The organism is Pseudidiomarina salinarum, assembly GCF_000753715.1.
GTDB classification, from domain to species: domain Bacteria; phylum Pseudomonadota; class Gammaproteobacteria; order Enterobacterales; family Alteromonadaceae; genus Pseudidiomarina; species Pseudidiomarina salinarum.
Map to the genome: position 1 here is coordinate 824,309 of NZ_JPER01000001.1, position 19,635 is coordinate 843,943.

18 protein-coding genes are annotated in these 19,635 nt (G+C 50.9%); 2 read left to right on the forward strand and 16 right to left on the reverse strand.

Annotation, left to right across the window (positions count from 1 at the left end; genetic code table 11):
- Positions 1–8 precede the first annotated feature (8 nt).
- The 11 genes from nhaC to IDSA_RS03975 form a co-directional block, all read right to left on the reverse strand.
- Complete coding sequence (nhaC, locus tag IDSA_RS03925; RefSeq protein ID WP_034774379.1) at positions 9–1,475, reverse strand: Na+/H+ antiporter NhaC; 1,467 nt, start codon at positions 1,473–1,475, stop codon at positions 9–11.
- Between the two features lie 32 nt (positions 1,476–1,507).
- Complete coding sequence (locus IDSA_RS03930) at positions 1,508–2,890, reverse strand: sodium-dependent transporter (protein ID WP_034774380.1); 1,383 nt, start codon at positions 2,888–2,890, stop codon at positions 1,508–1,510.
- Positions 2,891–2,965: 75 nt separating this feature from the next.
- The gene (gene prc / locus IDSA_RS03935) at positions 2,966–5,041 is read right to left on the reverse strand and encodes a carboxy terminal-processing peptidase (protein ID WP_084694031.1); all 2,076 of its coding nucleotides are present in this window, start codon (positions 5,039–5,041) and stop codon (positions 2,966–2,968) included.
- Between the two features lie 5 nt (positions 5,042–5,046).
- Positions 5,047–5,721 carry an RNA chaperone ProQ gene (proQ, locus tag IDSA_RS03940; protein ID WP_034774381.1) on the reverse strand — a complete coding sequence of 225 codons (675 nt, stop codon included), beginning with the start codon at positions 5,719–5,721 and terminating at the stop codon, positions 5,047–5,049.
- Positions 5,714–6,004 (reverse strand): hypothetical protein, encoded by a 291-nt coding sequence (locus tag IDSA_RS03945; protein WP_034774382.1) that lies wholly within the window; start codon positions 6,002–6,004, stop codon positions 5,714–5,716. Before IDSA_RS03945 ends, proQ begins: the two co-directional genes overlap by 8 nt.
- An 8-nt stretch (positions 6,005–6,012) precedes the next feature.
- The gene (locus IDSA_RS03950) at positions 6,013–6,477 is read right to left on the reverse strand and encodes a GAF domain-containing protein (RefSeq protein WP_034775009.1); all 465 of its coding nucleotides are present in this window, start codon (positions 6,475–6,477) and stop codon (positions 6,013–6,015) included.
- 6 nt (positions 6,478–6,483) lie between these two features.
- Positions 6,484–6,771, reverse strand: coding sequence for a YeaC family protein (locus IDSA_RS03955; RefSeq protein WP_034774383.1), 288 nt, complete (start codon positions 6,769–6,771; stop codon positions 6,484–6,486).
- Entirely contained in the window at positions 6,772–7,101 is a 330-nt protein-coding gene (locus tag IDSA_RS03960; protein ID WP_034774384.1) for a Zn-ribbon protein, read from the reverse strand. It lies immediately after the preceding gene.
- A 136-nt stretch (positions 7,102–7,237) separates the two neighbouring features.
- A complete protein-coding gene (locus IDSA_RS03965; protein WP_034774386.1) occupies positions 7,238–8,920 on the reverse strand; it encodes an alanine/glycine:cation symporter family protein in 1,683 nt (560 codons plus the stop codon).
- A 57-nt stretch (positions 8,921–8,977) separates the two neighbouring features.
- Entirely contained in the window at positions 8,978–10,108 is a 1,131-nt protein-coding gene (locus IDSA_RS03970) for a M14 family metallopeptidase (protein WP_034774388.1), read from the reverse strand.
- Positions 10,109–10,172: 64 nt separating this feature from the next.
- Positions 10,173–11,618 (reverse strand): glyceraldehyde-3-phosphate dehydrogenase, encoded by a 1,446-nt coding sequence (locus tag IDSA_RS03975; protein WP_034774390.1) that lies wholly within the window; start codon positions 11,616–11,618, stop codon positions 10,173–10,175.
- 162 nt (positions 11,619–11,780) lie between these two features.
- On the opposite strand from IDSA_RS03975, the gene pyk reads away from it, so the two are divergent.
- Positions 11,781–13,217 carry a pyruvate kinase gene (pyk, locus tag IDSA_RS03980; protein WP_034774392.1) on the forward strand — a complete coding sequence of 479 codons (1,437 nt, stop codon included), beginning with the start codon at positions 11,781–11,783 and terminating at the stop codon, positions 13,215–13,217.
- Here pyk and IDSA_RS03985 read toward each other — a convergent pair.
- From IDSA_RS03985 to IDSA_RS03995, 3 genes are read right to left on the reverse strand one after another with little or no spacing between them, the layout of a single operon-like run.
- Complete coding sequence (locus IDSA_RS03985) at positions 13,210–14,058, reverse strand: DUF6279 family lipoprotein (RefSeq protein ID WP_034774393.1); 849 nt, start codon at positions 14,056–14,058, stop codon at positions 13,210–13,212. The two genes, pyk and IDSA_RS03985, sit on opposite strands and share 8 nt — an antisense overlap.
- A gap of 16 nt (positions 14,059–14,074) precedes the next feature.
- Positions 14,075–14,902 (reverse strand): LytR/AlgR family response regulator transcription factor, encoded by an 828-nt coding sequence (locus tag IDSA_RS03990; protein ID WP_034774394.1) that lies wholly within the window; start codon positions 14,900–14,902, stop codon positions 14,075–14,077.
- Positions 14,899–15,978 (reverse strand): sensor histidine kinase, encoded by a 1,080-nt coding sequence (locus IDSA_RS03995; protein ID WP_126760528.1) that lies wholly within the window; start codon positions 15,976–15,978, stop codon positions 14,899–14,901. Before IDSA_RS03995 ends, IDSA_RS03990 begins: the two co-directional genes overlap by 4 nt.
- Before the next feature lie 151 nt (positions 15,979–16,129).
- Between IDSA_RS03995 and IDSA_RS04000 the strand changes: the two genes are divergently transcribed.
- Positions 16,130–17,905 carry a M61 family metallopeptidase gene (locus IDSA_RS04000; RefSeq protein WP_034774396.1) on the forward strand — a complete coding sequence of 592 codons (1,776 nt, stop codon included), beginning with the start codon at positions 16,130–16,132 and terminating at the stop codon, positions 17,903–17,905.
- Here the strand turns inward: IDSA_RS04000 and IDSA_RS04005 are convergent.
- The gene (locus tag IDSA_RS04005; RefSeq protein WP_034774397.1) at positions 17,877–18,731 is read right to left on the reverse strand and encodes a M23 family metallopeptidase; all 855 of its coding nucleotides are present in this window, start codon (positions 18,729–18,731) and stop codon (positions 17,877–17,879) included. The two genes, IDSA_RS04000 and IDSA_RS04005, sit on opposite strands and share 29 nt — an antisense overlap.
- A complete protein-coding gene (locus IDSA_RS04010; RefSeq protein WP_034774398.1) occupies positions 18,724–19,605 on the reverse strand; it encodes a 6-carboxytetrahydropterin synthase in 882 nt (293 codons plus the stop codon). Before IDSA_RS04010 ends, IDSA_RS04005 begins: the two co-directional genes overlap by 8 nt.
- Positions 19,606–19,635: the final 30 nt, after the last annotated feature.

The window sequence follows — 19,635 nt, forward strand, 5'->3', positions numbered from 1 at the left end:
AAATTTGTTTAAGTTGCAGGTTTCTCCTGCGGCGCGAGGCGCAGAATACGGAACCCAGTATAACCGTAAATCAGCGCAATCAGCGGCGTGATCCAGTTAAAGAAAGCGAAAGGAGCGTACTCCAGCGGGCTTACCGCCAATACGCCCATCATAAAGGCACCACAGGTGTTCCAGGGGATCAGTGCTGAGGTCAGCGTACCGCTATCTTCCAGGGTACGGGACAGAACACGTGGATCCAGCCCGCGGCGCATATATTCTTCACGATACATACGGCCAGGAATGACAATTGCCATGTATTGGTCAGCAGTCAGCACGTTGGCACCAAAACAGGTGAACAAAGTGGCGGCGATCAGGCTGCCGGTACTTTTCACCATCCCCAGCACGCCGCGTATGAGTCGCTCAAGTAAGCCGAGCTTTTCCATCACCGCACCAAAAGTCATGGCGCTCAGAATCAGCCAGATAGTATTCAGCATACTCGACATGCCGCCGCCGCTAAGCAGCGAATCGAGCTGGTCAGCGCCGGTTTCTATCACCACGCCATCACTAAGAGCCAGCCACACAACTTTTAAACTGGCAACCGCTGACGCATCGCCCCCGGCTATATTGGTGATTAAATCACCCTGAAAGAGTACCGCCCATAAGCCGCCGATAAGCGCCCCGAAAAACACTGTCGGTAGCGCCGGTTTACCGGTGGCCGCCAGATACAGCAGGATAGCCAGCGGCACCAGCATCTCCCAGCCGATGTTATAGGTGTTCTGCAGTTCGAGTTGCATGCGCTCAAGTTCTACCAGGCTGGTCGTGGCGTCAGCATTCAGGCCAAGAATCAGAAACAGTGCCAGCGCAATCAGAAAGGCCGGGCCTGCGGTATAAACCATGTAGCGTATATGTTCAAAGAGCTCACTGCCGCCAACGGCCGGTGCCAGATTGGTGGTATCAGAAAGTGGTGACATTTTATCGCCGAAATAGGCCCCGGATACGACGGCACCAGCGGTGATCACCGGCGATAACTCCATCCCTGCTGCTACGCCCATGAGCGCAACACCGATGGTTGCGGCGGTAGTCCATGAACTGCCGATGGATAGCGCGACGATGCCGCAAATCAGCGCCGTGGCAGCATAGAACAGATTGGGGTTAAGTAGTTCGAGACCATAATAGATCATGGTTGGTACGGTACCCGACAATAACCAGGTGCCAATCAGCGAGCCGACCGCCAGAATAATCAACATGGCACCGAGGGCTACTGAGATCCCCTCTTTTATCCCCTCTTCCATGTCGGGCCAGCTGTACCTGTTGTAAAATCCGATCATCACGGCAATGCCACCGGCCACCCAGAGTGCGATCTGATTCGGGCCGTAGGATGAGTCTTCACCGAACAGGTACACAGAGGCAGCCAGAGTGATGATAAGGGCTATTAGCGGAGCGGCAGCCTGCAATAAGCTGGGTTCACGAAAGTCAGGTTTTGATGTGGTTTGCATAGATGGTCTCTATATTTTCATTATTATACTGATTACAACGTGATCACACCGATCAGCTGCAAAAAAATCAGGCCAATGGCAACCGGGGCCAGCCAGCGTACACAGAATAACCAAAGCTTAAAGATTGCTGGCTGGCTGTCCAGTTCATCTTCGCTTGCTGAGCGTTTCATCACCCAGCCGGCAAATAACGCCAGTAACAAGCCACCCAGTGGTAAAAGTATATTTGCTGTACTGTAATCAATGACATCAAACCAGGACAGCAGTTGTTTGCCGGAAACCTGCCAGTCGAGGCGGGTCCATTCTGCGCCGGCAAACGAGTAGATAGTGATTTGCCCTAACAGCCATAATACAGCAGCGGCGCCAACGGTGGCCGGCCAGCGACCTACCTTAAGCTTCTCTTCTAAAAACGCAACAGCCGATTCAATCATTGCGATAGCTGAAGTAAAAGCTGCGATTACCAGCATGACAAAGAACAGCGTACCAATTAAAGTGCCGGCAGGCATAGTGCTAAAGGCCACGGGCAGGGTCTGGAAAATCAGGCCCGGGCCTGCGCCAGGGATCAAATCGTTGCCGAATACTATAGGAAATATAGCCATTCCCGCCAGCAGCGCCACTAGTGTGTCCGCCAATGCTATCCATAGCGTCGTTTGCACCACGGAGGTGCTGCGGGGCAGATAAGCGCCGTACATAATCACCACACCAGAAGCCAGACCCAGCGAGAAAAAGGCATGGCCCAGTGCCAGCATCACACCGTTTATCGATAATTCGGAAAAATCGGGCGCAAACATAAAGCTGAACGCCGCGCCAAAATCACCGGTATAGCCGGCGTAGACAGCGATAATAACCAGCAGTACGATCATCAGCGGCAGCATCAGGCCCACTGCCCGCTCGAGGCCGTCCTTAATTCCATTGCCGACCACCAGCACCACGCCAATAATAATTGCCGCGTGCCAAAGGGTTAACCGGGCCGAAGATGAGACCAGATCATTGAAGCCTTGCGAGATGTCCGCTACCGAGGCACCGCTAAAAGCGCCTGAACCGGCTTCGAATACATAGGCCAGCGCCCAGCCGGCGATTACCGTATAAAAGCTGAGAACCAGAAAACCGGTAGCCATACCAAGCCAACCCGTTATCTGCCAGAACGAACTGCGGCCTGATTCAAGCGCGACCCGACGCGCAGCAAAGCCGGGACTGTGCCGACCGCGCCGGCCAATGATGATCTCGGCCATCATCACCGGGATGCCGATCAGGGCAATACATAAAAGATAGACTAAGACAAAGGCACCACCACCATTCTCGCCAGTGATGTAGGGGAACTTCCAGATATTACCTAAACCGACTGCAGCCGCTGTGGAAGCCAATATAAAGGCCATCCGGCTTGACCAGCGGCTGGCAATACTATGAGGTTGTGTCATGACCAGTAGATTCCATTATTATTGTTTTTATAGGTATAAAAAAGCCGCCAGAGGCGGCTTCTGCAAAATCTGCAGTTAGTGCATCGCAAGCTTCATTGAATCAATCATATCCAATGCCAGAACGACCGTTTCCTGTAAATAGGGATCAGGCTCACTAATGGCTTCAGGCAGCTCTTCGGGCGCATCTTCCAGTGATTCGACCGGCTCCATGCCAACGCGCTGAAGACGTTGATTCAGGCGAGTTAGTTTGCGGGCATCAGCTTCCGTTTGTTCTGCTTTGCGTTCAGCTAATACCAGGCTAACCCAGGTTTTGTCTTTTTCCTGCTGATACTCAGCAATATCCTGCAGCACAAACTGGAACTCAGGATTTTCCTGTACCCGCTGATCGACAGTGACCTGCCAACGAGCCAGACGCTCTTCGTTCAGGTCGGCAATTTTGTCATATTGCGCCGCATCAAGTTTATCCCACGGCAGCGCGTTATCCTGGCTGCTTTCGCCAAACTCTTCCGGATCCGTGAAGGCCGGTAACGAAATATCCGGGCTGACACCACGCAACTGCGTGCTACCACCGTCAATACGATAGAACTTGGCGATCGTGTACTGCACGCTACCAAGTGGCTCATCGAAAAAGTCAAAACGACGGGCCAGACCACGGTGTTGCTGCACGGTTCCTTTGCCAAAAGTATTCTCGCCTACAATAACGGCCCGGCCGTAATCCTGTAATGCGGCAGCGAAAATTTCCGAGGCTGAGGCGCTATAACGATCCACCATGACCACTACCGGACCATCGTAATAAACTTTGCCATCACGATCACCGCTGATTTCTTTACGACCACCGCCGTGCGCGACTTGTACCACTGGCCCTTTATCAATAAAGAGTCCGGTCAGTGAAATGGCCTCCTGCAAAGAACCGCCGCCATTACCGCGTAAATCAATAATTAAACCTTCGGTATTTTTTGCTTCCAGTTCTTTGATCAGGGTAATCACATCATTCGTCAGGTTATTATAAAAGCCGGGGATTTTTATAACGCCCATTTTGCGGTCGGCATAGTCGTCGCCCGCCGGCGTTTTGATTTCAGCTTTAGCAGCCCGGTCTTCAAGTTTGACCTTATCACGCACGATAGAAATTTCTTTTGGCGCGGCGGCACCGGCCTGGCTACCTTTCAGCACCTGCAGCTGCACGGTCGAGCCTTTCGGGCCTTTAATTAACTCAACGACATCATCAAGCCGCCACCCCACAACATCGACAAACTCGGCGTCTTCGTCATCGCCCTGAGCTACACCTACGATCCGGTCATCAGGCGCGATTTCGCCGCTTTTATCAGCGGGACCACCAGGAACCAGACTGCGGATAACCGTATAGTCATATTCGGACTGCAGTACGGCGCCGATCCCTTCCAGCGACAGATTCATATTTTGCTCAAAGCGCTCGGAGTTGCTTGGCGACAAATAGCTGGTATGGGCCTCGACGCTACGGGCGAAAGCATTCATAACGGTCTGGAATACGTCTTCACTATTGGTCTGGGTTAAGCGTTTGAGCGCGTTGTTATAGCGCTTGCCAAGGGTTTCAACCACTTCCGGCCACTCTTTCCCGGCAAGCGTGAGATTCAGCGCGTCATACTTAACCCGCTGCCGCCATAACTCATTAAGGCGCTCAGTCGAGTCGGCCCATTCGGCTTCGCTGCGGTCAAAATAGTAACGGTCATCTGCTTCGGCGAAGTCGAACGGCTCATCTTCATTAAGTATGGACAACGCATAGGTATAGCGCTCGAAACGCCGATCGAGGAAAGCATCATAGAGCGAAAATGCCGGTTGCAGCTTGCCTGAGCTGATCATGTCATCAAACAGGTGCTTATATTCGGCCGCGCGCTCAACATCTTCCTCAAGCAGGAACATTTTGTTGTAATCGATCATTTCCAGATAACGATCCAGGATCTTTTCAGACAGGTCGTTATTGAGTTCCATATGCTTGAAATGATAACGGGTAAAGTAACCAGTAATGCGCTGGCTGGCGGTACCATGTTGTTCGCCGGGAGTAAGTACCGGTAACTCATCTGGCGTATGTGCCGGCGGCAAGGCCATAACCGGGTTGAAAGCACCCAGGCCGACCAATGCACCAATAGCAACCCCAATTATCGATTTTTTAAGCATACGACCTACTCCTGCTTGGCTATAAACACTGCTTCAGTGTTCACTTTGACCGTCAAACCATTTTGAAGTTGCACTTGCACGTCATTTCGATCCGACTCGACAATCTCACCGCTGATTAATGAGTTCCCAACGCGCGCGTGTACTTTCTGCCCAACCTTCAGCTGACTGCCGGTGGCCGGTTCAAGATCCGGTTTTGCGGGCTTTTGCTGGCGTGCGGATTTACCCGGACCAGGACCACGCTTGGGTGGCTGCTTACGAGTGGTAGTACGCGGTGATGGTTTGGCCGATGCTGGTGCTTCAGACGCTTTTTTGCTGGCTTCTTCCTGTTTACGCTTTGCCGCCCGTTCAGCGGCTACTGATTTGGATTGCGCCAGGGTTTCTTCGGCATGTTGCTGATGTTCGGCTTCAACAGTACCCACCGCATTGCCGTCAAGATCAATGCGTGGCGTGCCGGTTTTTACCGCCCGCAGGTAACGCCAGCTATTGGTGTAGTGACGTAAAGCTGTCCGCAACCGGGTTTTACTAACTTTATCATCCTCAGCCAGACGCGCCGCTAAATCATCGAAAATACCTATTTTCAGAGGTTGGGGCTCGCCCTGTAACGAAAAGCTCTGTGGGAACTTCTCTGCCAGATAAGCCAGCACGTCTTTATTCTTTGTCAGTTTGGTTACTTCAGTCATCGTCATTATTATCCTGCTGGCGAACTTCAGCCAGTTGTTCGATTATATAAGCCCGCATTTCGTCACTGTCTAATTCGAGTAAAACCGGGTTTTCAATCCACTCGTAAAGTGTACGGCGGACAACTTCTTCCAGTTGTTCAAGCGTATCGTCAGGTTCCAGCTCTGCCGCTATATAGTGCAGCATTTCATTTATCTGATCAGCGGCTTCTTCTTCATGCTCTTCAAAAAAGACCGTATCGGAGCGACTCACTAAATAGGCATAAACGTCGAATTCACTATACATAGCTATAGCTACACTGACCAGTTGAGGGTTTCAATAAAACGGCCAAGGCTGGTCAGGCCGGCGGCATCGCTTTCACTGAAACGGCCTACCGAAGGACTGTCCAGATCAAATACGGCAACCACCTGGTCATTCACTATTATGGGTACCACTACTTCTGAATTGGAGGCCGCATCACAGGCAATGTGCCCGTCGAACTCATGAACATCGACAATAAGCTGGGTTTCGCGGCTGGCTGCCGCAGTACCGCAGACCCCACGGCCAAACGCAATGCGTAAACACGCGACCTTCCCCTGAAACGGACCCAATACCAGCGTTTCAGGCTCACGGGTGATATAAAATCCAACCCAGTTTACATCATCGAGGTTATCGTAAACCAAAGCGGAGATATTGCTCAGATTGGCAATCAGGTCGGGCTCACCGTCAGTGATCGCCTTGGCCTGTTCAATCAGTAACGCGTAATCGGTATGCTGCATAGCCATTCAGGACTCATCAGTTTGGAGGGAAAAACTTGCGATTTGAGTATCGGCTTTGAACGATTCCCTCATTTCGCGCTTGCTTCGGGTAACCAGTAAGCCATCAGCACCAATGCGGAATGGCTCGTCTGACGGGCAGTAACGGGCCTGATAGGCCATAACTAATTGCACCGAGTGTTCTTTCTGGGCCTCTGACAAGGCTACGCCATCAGGCCATTTACCGGTTTCAACTGCCTGCAGCAGCCGTTCAAAGGTTGCCGGCGTAATACTTGCGACTAAATCATCAAACTGCATTTATCGCCTGCTCCGTTTTAAAAACATAATGCGCACACGATTAATCACAAACCAGACCACACCAATCAACATGAGTGCGTTGGCGGTATGAGATTGCCAGGTGCCGGGTATCGGCTGTTCAATAAAAAAATAAGTAAATGCAGCGATGGCGATCAATAAAGCCAGCATGGACTGACTGATCAACTTATCCCGACGAGCCTGCACGGCGTGCGACCACTCCCGGTTCAGTTCTTCTTCCGACAATCCGGACAGCCTGAATTCACAGTGCGGACACGCCTCAGCTTTATCAGAAATTCGCTTATTGCAGGATGGGCAATTCGTCAGTGCCATGGATTCCTCTCGGTTTTTCGTTCAGATCTAGCAATATAAGGGTTTCCGGCGCAAATTCAAGCGCAGCAACGGCTTTGCGGAAAAAATGAACCCGCCGGGTGGCGGGTTCGTTATGCGGGAACATGTGGTAAAACAACTAGTCGGTCTTTTTCTTAGCCTGTTCAGCATCGAAATGACGCCAGTAAGTTTTCACTGTGTCTTTCATTTCGCGACGTAACAGGATGATACCCAGCAAGTTGGGCAAGGTCATCAATACAATGGCGACATAGGACATGGTCCATACCAGCGTCGTGTCCGCGAAAGAGGCAACAAAGAAGCCGCTGACATAAAGTATCCGGTATGGCATCACCCCCCGCTGTCCCACCAGATAGACAACCGCCCGGTCACCATAATATGACCAGGCAATCGCTGTCGAGAAGGCAAACAGTAACAGGCTGATTGGTACTATATATTCACCATTGGCACCAAAATAACCCTGACTGAACGCCAGCGAGGTCAATGCGGCCGAGTGCACCAGTGAATCGCCGATAATAGTAATGTCTTCTTTTAAGATCTGGCCGTTCTCGACCCGCAACGTACCTGAATAGGGATCTTCTCCGGCCACGATAAACTTAACATCTTCAGCCACCGAACGGGCATGCAGTAAGGTATAGCTGTCAGATACGGGTTCGCCGTTTTCTACCACTATGGTACCGGTATACTTTTCAATGGAGTTCTGATCGGTACTGTTCAGGTAATGATAGAGCGCCTGTCGATCAGCGTCGGTTTGGTCGTCATATTGTCCGGATACCACTTCCAGGTCAGTGCGCGAGAATATATTCTCATGCTTTTCTGACCATACGCCGGACGACAAAATAACCAGGCCGGTTAAGGTACAGATGACGATGGTATCGATGAATGGCTCAAGAATTGAAACCATACCTTCTGAAACCGGTTCATCAGTACGGGCCGAGGCGTGGGCAATAGGTGCAGAACCCTGGCCGGCTTCGTTTGAGAACAGGCCGCGGTTTACCCCACGGTTAAACGCGTAGGCGAAGGTTGCACCGAGGAATCCGCCGGTAGCGGCTGAACCAGTAAGGGCATCCGAGAATATCGCCGCAAATGACGGACCAATCTGATCGAAGTTATACAGGATCACACTCAGGGCGCCGATGATATAAAGCAGCCCCATGATCGGAACGATTTTTGAGGTTACCGCCGCGATGCGATGGATGCCGCCAATGATAACCATGGCTAATAATACCGCCAGCACACCACCTGTCAGCATACGATCAATACCAAAGCTCATTTCCATGCTTTGCGCGATGTTATTGATTTGCGGCATGTTGCCGGTACCAAACGAACTGATAATAGTGGCCACTGCGAAGATCACCGCCAGCCATTTCATATTCAGGCGCCGATCCATGTAATACATAGGACCACCGGCCATAGTGCCGTCTTCGGTCTGTACACGGTATTTATGCGACAAGGTTACTTCGACAAACTTTGTAGTCATGCCTAAAAACGCAGTAATCCACATCCAGAACAGGGCTGCCGGGCCGCCTAAGAATATCGCCAGCGCCACGCCACCAATATTACCGGTACCGACAGTTCCTGATAACGCGGTAGAAAGTGCCTGGAAGTGACTGGTATCCCCTTTCGCGCCCTTTCGGTCAAACTTGCCCGTAACAACTTTCCAGGCATGTTTAAAGAAGCGGATTTGCGGAAAACCCAGGTATAAGGTGAAGAACAGGCCGACACCCAACAGAATAAACGGGAAATAAACTGCCGAGCCTAAATAGCTATCGAGTAGCAGCAAAAAGTTATTGATGTAGTCCAAGGTGACCCCCTTGCGAGTTTGTTATTATTATATTTTGCTTAAGCTAACCTGCGCGGATTAACCGCGCAAGTTATTTGCCACCGCATAAATCGCACTTAATACGTCTGCACCGAGTTGCTGACAACGATTAGCTGACCAGCCGAAATCCGGATCCGGCAGATTAGCATTGTCTTTAAATGGCATTTCGAGAGTAAATGCGAGGCACTTAAAACGTTCCGCCACTGAATTACTGGCAATGGTCAGGTTCGCTTCACCAGGCTCATCCACCGGATAGCCGTGCTCGACCTGAAACTCCGGAGTTATCGCCAGCAATGTCTCTTTGAACCGGGCGCCTAGCTGCTGATGTAAGTCACTGTAGCTGGGCACGCCTTCACTACCGGCCAGGAAGTTATAAGGCAGGTTTTCATCGCCATGCACATCAAGGAAAAAGTCGACTCCAGACTCTTCCATTGCGTTCAGTACGTAATAAACCTCAGGGCTTGATTCCAGACTTGGTTCCGCCCATTCGCGGTTGAGGTTGGTACCTACCGCATTGGTGCGCAAATGACCGCGGACACTGCCGTCCGGGTTCATATTGGGGACAACATAGAAAACATTATTTTCCAGCAGCTTACGCGCCGCGCCGTCCTCATCATCAAGTAACCGGCTTAGCAGGCCCTCAATGAACCATTCGGCCATACTCTCACCCGGATGCTGACGACCAATAACCCAGATCTTGTTTTTTTGTTCGTCTGGCTCGCCAATAACCAGCAGGTTCATATCACGGCCGTCGAGCGTCTGGCCTAACAGCACATGTTCACATTCAATTGATTGCTGCGCCCATTGCACCAGATCCTGGTGGCGCTCATAAGAATACGGAGTGAAATAGGCGTAATAGATGCTTTCCTGTTCCGGCGTGTGGCGAATAGTCAGGGTCTTGCCGTCAAACTCACAGGGAACGCGAAACCAGGTATCCCGATCATAAGAAGCAACCACTGAATACTCTTTCCAGCCGTCAGGGTAAGCTGAATCACCGGCATTGGTGATCTGCATAGTATGCTCTACACCGGCTTCGCCATAGAGTTTAAAATGAAACCACTGATAGAAGTCCGACTGGTGGTCTTTGCGGATTGCTAGCTTTATCTGATCGGGCTGGCTGGCTTCGAGTACTTCAATGTTGCCACTATCAAACTGGGCAGTAATAAACATCTGCGCTTCCTTATTTTGGTTAATAAAAAGCGCCACGAATGGCGCTTTATAAACACTTTTATTCTTAACGCGGTAAATTTAACAGCTGGTGACCAGCCATCTGTTCGGCTACACGGATTACCTGGCAGCTGTAACCAAATTCGTTGTCATACCAGACATAAACCACGGCACGATCATCTTCCACGATAGTCGCGTGTGAATCGACAATGCCAGCGTAGCGTGAGCCAACTAAATCACTGGAAACAATCTCCGTTGACGCAGTGTAATCGATCTGCGCCTGCAATTCAGAATGCAGCGCCGCGTGCTTGATGAACTCGTTTAACTCTTCTTTGGTGGTCGCCTTAGTCAGGTTAAGGTTCATGATCGCCATAGAAACATTAGGCGTTGGCACACGGATCGCATTGCCGGTCAGTTTGCCTTTCAGTTCCGGTAGTGCTTTGGCCACCGCTTTTGCCGCACCGGTAGTGGTCAGTACCATGTTCAATGGCGCTGAGCGACCACGACGTTCGGCTGAATGATAATTATCGATCAGGTTCTGGTCATTGGTATAAGAATGCACGGTCTCAACATGGCCATTACGGATTTGATATTCATCGTGAATGACTTTCAGCACCGGAGTAATGGCGTTGGTGGTGCAACTTGCGGCACAGACAATGAAGTCTTCCGGCTTGATGGTTTCATGGTTCACACCAAACACGATATTTTTGATGTCGCCTTTGGCCGGAGCGGTCAGCAGTACTTTCTTCACACCTTTGGATTTCAGGTGCAAACCAAGGCCAGCTTCGTCCTTCCAGATGCCTGTATTATCAATGACAATCGCATCGTTAATACCGTACTGAGTATAATCCACCTGGTCCGGACCATTGGAGTAAATCACTTTAATACTGGTGCCGTTGGCTTTGATCGCTGAATTTTCATGATCTACGGTGATCGAACCGTTGAAAGCCCCATGGATGGAATCGCGACGAAGTAAGCTGGCACGCTTTTCCAGATCGCCATCACGTCCGCCGCGCACAACAATCGCCCGCAGCCGCATCTTGTTATTACTGCCGTTGCGTTCAATCAGTAACCGCGCCAGTAAGCGGCCGATACGACCAAAACCGTAAAGCACCACATCCTGCGCCGGAATTTCATCCGCTTTATCAACAATGTCAGCCAGCTCGCGCTTCAGGTAGGTTTCAATCGAGTCGCCGTTACCTGCATCTTTGTGCAGATAATTAAAGGCCAGCTTACCCACATCAACCCGTGCCGGAGCAAGTTTCATTTTGCTCAATGCTTCCAGAAACGGGAAACTCTCACGCAGACGCAGCTTTACGCCTTCGTGACGACGGATCAGACGATGCGCCTTAATAATATTAATGGTATCGACATTCAGCATCGAGCGACCATAAATAACAGTCTCTACACCATAATTCCGGTACAGACGACCAATTAACGGCTGCATCATTTCGGCATATTCCTGGCGTTCCTGCCAACTGCGTAAAGTCAGATCCTGCTGCTGATCACTCATTCGGTTACCTTTAAGTTTTGCGTTGAAAATGAAGGTGAACAATTCAAGTGCGCGTATTGTACTGAAAAGCGGCTCTCAGTGCCAGATTCTCTGTATACACCTGATAGCCGTGATATAATTTTACGATAATTAAGTCGTTCAGCCTGTCAGGAGAGTCAGCACATGTTACGTCGTACCAAAATAGTTACCACTCTGGGCCCCGCCACCGATAACCCTAAGGTTCTTGAAGAACTGATTCAGGCCGGTGCTAACGTGGTTCGGCTGAACTTTTCTCACGGCAAGGCTGAAGATCATATTCGCCGGGCCAACCAGGTACGCGAAATTGCCCAGCGGCTGGGCGTATATGTAGCGGTTCTCGGTGATTTGCAGGGGCCGAAAATCCGCATATCCAAATTTGAAAGCGGTGCCATTACGCTGGACGTGGGTGACGTATTCGTACTGGATGCCGAGCTTGGCGAGACCGCCGGTACCCAGCAACGGGTCGGAATTGACTATAAAGAGCTGCCTCAGGATGTTCGGGTAGGCGATATTCTGCTGCTCGACGATGGCCGCATTCAACTGAAGGTTGAGGACGTCAGCGGTGCTAAGATCACCACCACGGTCACTGTGGCGGGCAAATTGTCTGACAATAAAGGCATTAACCGTCTGGGTGGCGGGTTATCGGCGGCTGCGCTGACACAAAAAGATTACCGTGATATAGCCACCGCCGCCAAAATCGGCGTCGACTACTTAGCTGTTTCTTTCCCGCGCAGTGGCGCTGATATGCAGAAAGCTCGCCGGCTACTGCGTGATGCGGACGGTCGTGGCCTGCTGTGCGCTAAAATTGAACGCGCCGAAGCCGTAGCCACAGATAACGCACTTGACGATATTATCCGCGCTTCAGATGCAGTCATGGTCGCCCGCGGTGACCTGGGTGTCGAAATTGGCGATGCCCAGCTGGTCGGTAAGCAGAAAAAGATCATTGCCCGTGCCCGGCAATTAAATAAAGTGGTGATAACCGCGACCCAGATGATGGAGTCCATGATTGAAAGCCCGATGCCAACTCGTGCTGAAGTGATGGATGTGGCCAATGCGGTACTTGATGGGACCGATGCGGTCATGCTATCTGCTGAAACAGCGGCCGGTAAATTTCCCGTGGCGACAGTAAAGGCTATGGCTGAAATTTGTCTTGGCGCCGAAACACATCCGATCACCCCGCTGGAAAACGGCGACAGTAAAGCGACCTTCACGACCATTCAGGAAGCCAGCGCGATTACCGCAATTTATGCGGCAACCCACCTGGCCGGGGTGAAAGCAATTATTGCCCTGACCGAATCCGGCTCTACCGCGAAGCTGATGTCACGCATCAATACTACGCTGCCGATCTTTTCCCTGTCGCGTCATGCGGAAAGTCGTTCACGCTGTGCCCTGTATCGGGGCGTTTATCCTATCGCCTTTGATTCGACCAAAAGCGAACCGCATAGGCTGGTCTATGAAGCCATCAATGAAATTAAAGTGCGCGGCCATGTTGGCGCCGGTGATTTGGTGGTACTGACCCACGGTGATGTCATGGAGACCGTGGGCTCTACCAATACCTGTAAAATTATTGAGGTTAAGTAGAATAGGTTTCGATAAGGTTATTTAAATCTGCGAGGAAGCTGTCGATCTCATCCAGCAGATGCCGCTTTTGTTTATCTGTCATTGACTGATAAATTTTATGAATCAGTTTAAGCGAAGCGGCTCTGTTGGCATCCAGGCGGGATTGCAGTTCTGCACTGCGTAATTTCTCGGGTTCCACAATCAGGCTATAAACACGCTGTTGATAGTCTGGTACCGCCGGATCAGTAAGCACTGCAGCAAACGCATCAAGCCAGCTTTGCTGGTAATCAATCCAGGCCATCCGCATATCGTCATCCCGTTGCTCAAGCCATTGTTCAACATGCTTGTGCTGCGCCGGGGTCAGCTCACCAAGTAGATCCTCAAAGGCTTCTTCCATTCGCTCGTAACGCTTTTTACGGGATTTTTCGTACGACTCTTCCTGAATTTCTTCGAGGTCCTCATCGATATCTTCCTGCATCGCCTGAATGAGTTGGGTTCGCTGTGATGCCGACAAGCGCGGTAAATACACTTGCGCATAAGGCTCTATCTGTAGCTGTATATTTTCCCATAAAGCGTAAACGGAATAGCTGGTGAGTAGCAGATCTTGCTGAGTGAGGTCTTTGCGGGTCAGGTCAGCACGAATTTTAAGTAACAGGTCGCGGTAAGCAGGTAATTGGGTTTGCGCATGCCAGCGATGCAACTCATCAGTGCTGGCACTGACATCGCGCTCAAGCTGACCGGATAAATCGACATACTTGTTGAGTTTCCACTCAACCAGAGTATCAGCAAAACGGTAGGTGAGCCGATTTGAACAGCCTGTTACCAGCAGTAGGATCAAAACCGATGCGAACAGCTGCTTCATAAAGTTGGACTCCCTGTCACGATGTAAGAATAAGTTTCTTTATCCGATCTTTGTAACTGCGGCTTACTTTCAGTTCCTTCCCGTTTTTTAATACCAGATGGTATTCACCGTTCTGTCTGCTGCAGAGCTTTTCGACATGCTCAAGGTTCACTATGGCTGAGCGATGAATGCGCTGAAAACGCTTTGGATTAAGCTCTTCTTCCAGTTCCTTCATGGTGCGCCGCAGAATATGGGTTTCATTGCAGGCATGAATACACATGTAATCACCCGCAGCATCCACCCATTCAATCGAATTGATTGCCACGCGGGTAATTTCGCCGCTTTCCTTGATGGCGATATGCTCCGGATAGCGGGCCATGCCAATATCTTCGCCACTGGCGAGCCGCTTTAAAATGGCCTCACAATCTTCACCGGTCGCATCCGCGAGCAAATTAAGAATACGCTGCTGTTGGGTATTTTGTTCACGTTGCGCAAGGCTATTTTCAATGCGTTTCAGACTACGCGCTATGCGCTCATGGTCAACGGGCTTAAGCAGGTAGTCGATGGCTCTTACATCAAAGGCTTTGATCGCGTAGTTGTCATATGCGGTTACGAAAATGACTAAGGGCAATGGCGCGCCACGCGCCTGAACTTCTCTTAACAATTCAAAGCCGTTCATACCCGGCATCTGAATATCCAGAAATACCAAGTCAGGTTTGAGCTCAATGATTTTTTCGAGTGCTTGTCGTGCGCTCTGGCATTCATCCAGCAACTCAACCTGGGGAAAGTCCTGCAGGCGCACAATCAGGCCGCGGCGCGCCAGTGCTTCGTCGTCGACGACCAGCGTGCGAATTTTATTAATCATGTGGTTTCAATTTGCTCCAACGGGATACGGATTTCGACCCGCATACCGTGCGGATCATTATCGGTTAATGTAAAGGAGTAATTCTTTCCGTACAAGGCCTGAAGTCGATCCCGTGTATTTGATAGTCCGACGCCGCCGCGTTCAATAAGCTCCCGCGCCGGTGTCGGACAGCCAGGGCCGTTATCGGTTACGCTTACCAGCAAGTCATCGTCGACCTGATGGGCAGCAATAACAATACGTCCGCCCTCTTCCATGCGGGCAATGGCGTATTTAATCGAGTTCTCAATCAGTGGTTGCAGAAATAAGCTGGGAACCAAAGCCCGCTTAACCTCTTCATCAATGTCGATGACAACATGCAAACGTTCATCAAAGCGCACTTTTTCAATATCCAGATAAAGCATTAAGGCTTCAATTTCCTGTTCCAGCGGAATCTTTTTAATCGGCTCATTATCCAGCGAAAAGCGCAGGAACAGGCTGAGCTTTGACATCATCTTGTTGGCCAGGTCGTTCTCTTTAATCAGGATTAAGGTCGAAATGGCATTGAGGGTATTAAACAAAAAATGCGGATTCAGCTGGTAGCGCAGCATTTTTAACTGTGCCTGGTGTGCCATTGACGTGGCCATAAGGGCTTTTTGCTTTTCGTCCTGCAGCATCTGGTAATATTTAATACCAAAATAGAGGCCGCTCCAGCTCAGCATGATATAGAACTTGGCAATGGTATTCTTAAAGTAGAACCAGTTACTTTCGGGGCGAAATCCGAACTTATAGATTTCCCAGTAGGTGGCATTGTCGATCACTGCCCAGGCAGCGGCGGACAGATAAGAGGCCACCAGCACCACCAGAATCAGCTGCCAGGGGCTGCTATCCCAGATGCGGCGGTATAGATAACGCAACGGCAGTGTCAGTAACAAACCAGCATAAGCGCCCAGCAGAATGACCAGCACATAGATGTCACGCATCTCATGCATCAGTGAGCCAATGTAATGCACCAACGCATAGCCGAACCAGCCTGCACATTGCAGCATCCAGAAAAACCGGTTCCGATCGTCAAAAATAACTTTCCAGTTGCTATTCATACCGTCTCGCATCTGTGGAATCTTTCAGTCAGGAATTATACCGCTAACCGGACCATCAAGGGCGACCTTTTATCGCACTTAGCCTGCTGTATAGCCGAAACCAGCCATGTTAGTATTCAAAAACTAACTGATTGTTACTGACGAGGTTCCTGTGCTGCATTATTCGATAACGCCGAGTGATTTACATGCCCACTTATTCAGTGTTTCGCTGGAGATCAGTGAGCCAGCCAGCGATGGTGTGCAACTTACCCTGCCAGCCTGGATCCCCGGTAGCTACATGATTCGCGATTTCGCCCGCAATGTCGTTGATTTGCGCGCTGAGGCAAACGGGCAGCCGCTGAAGGTTACCTCAGTAGATAAACAGACCTGGCAGTTGGCTGCTACCGACGGCCCGGTTACCGTCCACTATCAGGTCTATGCCTTTGATTTGTCGGTACGCAGCGCCTATCTCGACCAGTATTTTGGTTTTTTTAATAACAGCAGTCTGTGTCTGGCGGTACAGGGCCAGGCGGATCGGTCATGCACCCTGGCCATTAGCTTACCCGATACCGAGACGCCCTGGCAGCTTGCTACGGGTATGCCGCGCCAGTCAGGCGATCAGTTTGGCAGTGGCGTATTTACTGCCGGTAGTTATGAAGAATTAATCGATTACCCGGTGCTGATGGGCCAATTGGCGATTCAGGAATTTATTGCCGGTGGTCTCAAGCACGGGCTGGTGGTAGCCGGACACCACTACGGCGATCTGGGGCGGATCAGTGGCGATCTGGCACAAATATGTGAGTATCAGATTGATCTGTTCGATCACCAGGTGCCTTTTGAGAGTTACTTATTCCTGACCATTGTGGTTGGCAAAGGCTTTGGTGGCCTCGAGCACCGGAACTCGACAGCCCTGCTCTGCAGCCGTAAGGATCTGATTCTGCCTGGCAAGCAAACTATTGATAATGACTACCGTGGCTTTCTTAGCCTTTGCAGCCATGAGTACTTTCACAGCTGGAACATCAAAACCCTAAAACCGCGCGAGTTCATTCCCTATCGCCTGGCCGCAGAACAATATACCCGCCAGCTCTGGTTTTACGAAGGTATTACCTCGTACTTTGATGACTATGTATTGCACCAGTGCGGTCTTATTGACGCCGCCACTTACCTGCAGTTGGTCGGTGACACCATTGCGCGGGTGCAGCGCAGCACTGGCGCGAACCGGCAGACGGTTACCGACTCCAGTTTGTATGCCTGGACGAAGTTTTATAAGCAGGATGAAAACTCGCCCAACAGTATTGTGAGTTATTACGCCAAAGGTGGTCTTATCGCGCTATGCCTGGATCTGCTGTTGCGGCGGGACAGCGATCACCAGGTCACCCTCGGGACTGTAATGCGTGACTACTGGCTGGAGTACGGTGCGACCGGCAAGGGTACTGAAGATGAAAGTTTCGCCAGCTTTGTCGAGCAAAAATATTCAGTCAAATTAGCGGCTTTTCTGGAACGCGCGTTATATAGCACCGACCCGCTACCGCTTAACGAGCTGCTCAGTGAATTTGGCGTCGAACTGAGCCATGAAGTGGCAGCCGATGACAATACGATCGGTGGCAAACCAGCCAGCAACAATATCCCGGTGGCGCTGGGCGCGAAATATAAAGCCTCGCCCCAGGGGCTTGAATTGCAAACCGTCTATAACGGCGAGGCGGCTGAACGGGCTGGCCTGAGTGCGCAGGATCGTATTATCGCTATCGACCGCCTGCAGGTAACCGAACAAAGCGTTAAAGAAGTATTCGACCGTTACCAGCCGGATCAGCAAGTGACGGTACACGCGTTTCGCCGGGATGAACTGTTAAGCCTGAAGCTGGTCTGGGACAAGCCCCGGGCCAACAACCGGGTGCTACGGGTTAAGCGGCCTGAGCAGCTTAAGGGCTGGTTGAATCCGAAGCGCTGAAGTGCTCCAGCACCAACGCCGGGTCCAGACGCTCCTGCTGCCAGTTAATACGCCAGTCAAGATGCGGGCCGGTCACCCGGCCGGTGGCACCAATTTCGGCAATCACATCGCCCTGACGGATCTCAGCGCCGGGCTGCACATGTAACTTGTGCAAGTGAATATAGGTGCTGGTAATGCCATAGCCGTGATCGATAATGAGGGTTCCACCTGAGTAAAACAGATCCGGTTCAGCCAATACCACCACGCCCGGCCAGGGGGCTTTTACCGGGGTACCGGTCGGAGCGGCGATATCTAAGCCAAAATGCGGATTTCTTGGCTCACCATTAAAAATTCGCTGACTACCGTAAACACCGCTAATGCGCCCTTCAGCTGGTTTCACCACGGGCAGCAGGAAGTCTTCACGATTACTGAATACCTGCCGCGCCTGCCATACTTTGGCTGCCTCCTCGCGCGCTCGGGCAACCTGAGCCGGATCAGGAGTGACAGTTTGTTGCGGCACACCATCGACGCGGTCAATATCGTATTCACGCGGGGCAAGCTCAATAATAACTTCATGCACCACGCCTGCCGGGGTCTTCACATTAATAGTTTTACTGCCCTGAGCATCGCGGCCAAAGCCGAATACCACCCGGCCAGCCGGAGTGACTTTTAAAGATTCGCCATCCAGTGTTACTTCGTTAACACTGGCGGTTTTACCTATGATCAGAGCGCCCGGACTAAAGGCACCGGTAAACTGGATAACCGGATCTGTTTTTGCTGCCGCGATCGTCGGGCTGAGGATAATAAATGCTACGGATAACGCAGCCAGGCTAAATAATTTACGCATACCCAATCGCTCCCTTACCAACCCCTTCAAATGCAGTTACCTGCACTTCAGCGTCAGCACATTGTTGTTTTACCTTGGTGGCCAGATAAACGGCAATGCATTCAACCGTTGAGTCTGTGGGAATCACATAGTTCTCAGGCCGTGGCACGATCAGCTCAAATAAGCCCTGATCTGCGCTGTAGCTATACCCTATATGCGTTTCTTCGGTCAGTGCGACCGCTGATGATGAGCGCAACAAGTTATCTAATGGTTCAACATCTTCAGCTGAACCAAGGTAAATATCACGCCAACGCTCGCACCACTGACTTTCAAGCTCGCTGTTACGATCACCGTCGAGGGTTATATACAAACGCGAGCGATGGCCGTGCGCGATGCGCTGGCAGTTACCATCATGTTTTTTGAGCCCGTGCGTGTAGTGATAAAAAGCACCCGGAATCTCCTCAGGCCGCAATTGCAGGCTCAGACCGGCAACATTTTCAGGTAATTCACGTTTAATAACAGCACGCAGGTACTCGGTGATGGACTCGAGTGTAACTTCCTGAGCATCAATAAAAGCGAAAGCGTCAGACGGACAAAATAAATGGATGCTGCGATCATCAGGGCGCATAAAATCTACCCAGTAACTGTTGCCGTCAGGATGATAGCTGACCTGGGTATAGGGATGCTCAGCAGGAATCGCGAGTTTATGATCCACAGCACCATCAATAATGCGCTTGATTTGCTTTTTGACACGGCCAAAATCAAGCACCATGGATTGCTCATTCAGTGAACCATCTAAAATAATATCAACGATCCAGCTTTCACCGACAATCCCGCGTTGCGGGCACAAATAGGAAAAGTCGATCACTGTCAGATCGTTTACAAATAACTGCATAACCTGCTCTGTCGTTTTATGGAAATAAGG

Coding starts and splice junctions, on each gene's coding strand:
- IDSA_RS03955 (WP_034774383.1), bottom strand. CDS start 6,771: ATGCAGTTTGATGATTTAGTCGCAAGTATTACGCCGGCAACCTTTGAA.
- IDSA_RS03975 (WP_034774390.1), bottom strand. CDS start 11,618: ATGAGTGATCAGCAGCAGGATCTGACTTTACGCAGTTGGCAGGAACGC.
- proQ (WP_034774381.1), bottom strand. CDS start 5,721: ATGACTGAAGTAACCAAACTGACAAAGAATAAAGACGTGCTGGCTTAT.
- IDSA_RS04010 (WP_034774398.1), bottom strand. CDS start 19,605: ATGCAGTTATTTGTAAACGATCTGACAGTGATCGACTTTTCCTATTTG.
- IDSA_RS03970 (WP_034774388.1), bottom strand. CDS start 10,108: ATGTTTATTACTGCCCAGTTTGATAGTGGCAACATTGAAGTACTCGAA.
- prc (WP_084694031.1), bottom strand. CDS start 5,041: ATGCTTAAAAAATCGATAATTGGGGTTGCTATTGGTGCATTGGTCGGC.
- pyk (WP_034774392.1), top strand. CDS start 11,781: ATGTTACGTCGTACCAAAATAGTTACCACTCTGGGCCCCGCCACCGAT.
- IDSA_RS03930 (WP_034774380.1), bottom strand. CDS start 2,890: ATGACACAACCTCATAGTATTGCCAGCCGCTGGTCAAGCCGGATGGCC.
- nhaC (WP_034774379.1), bottom strand. CDS start 1,475: ATGCAAACCACATCAAAACCTGACTTTCGTGAACCCAGCTTATTGCAG.
- IDSA_RS03945 (WP_034774382.1), bottom strand. CDS start 6,004: ATGTATAGTGAATTCGACGTTTATGCCTATTTAGTGAGTCGCTCCGAT.
- IDSA_RS03950 (WP_034775009.1), bottom strand. CDS start 6,477: ATGCAGCATACCGATTACGCGTTACTGATTGAACAGGCCAAGGCGATC.
- IDSA_RS03985 (WP_034774393.1), bottom strand. CDS start 14,058: ATGAAGCAGCTGTTCGCATCGGTTTTGATCCTACTGCTGGTAACAGGC.
- IDSA_RS03960 (WP_034774384.1), bottom strand. CDS start 7,101: ATGGCACTGACGAATTGCCCATCCTGCAATAAGCGAATTTCTGATAAA.
- IDSA_RS03995 (WP_126760528.1), bottom strand. CDS start 15,978: ATGAATAGCAACTGGAAAGTTATTTTTGACGATCGGAACCGGTTTTTC.
- IDSA_RS04005 (WP_034774397.1), bottom strand. CDS start 18,731: ATGCGTAAATTATTTAGCCTGGCTGCGTTATCCGTAGCATTTATTATC.
- IDSA_RS03990 (WP_034774394.1), bottom strand. CDS start 14,902: ATGATTAATAAAATTCGCACGCTGGTCGTCGACGACGAAGCACTGGCG.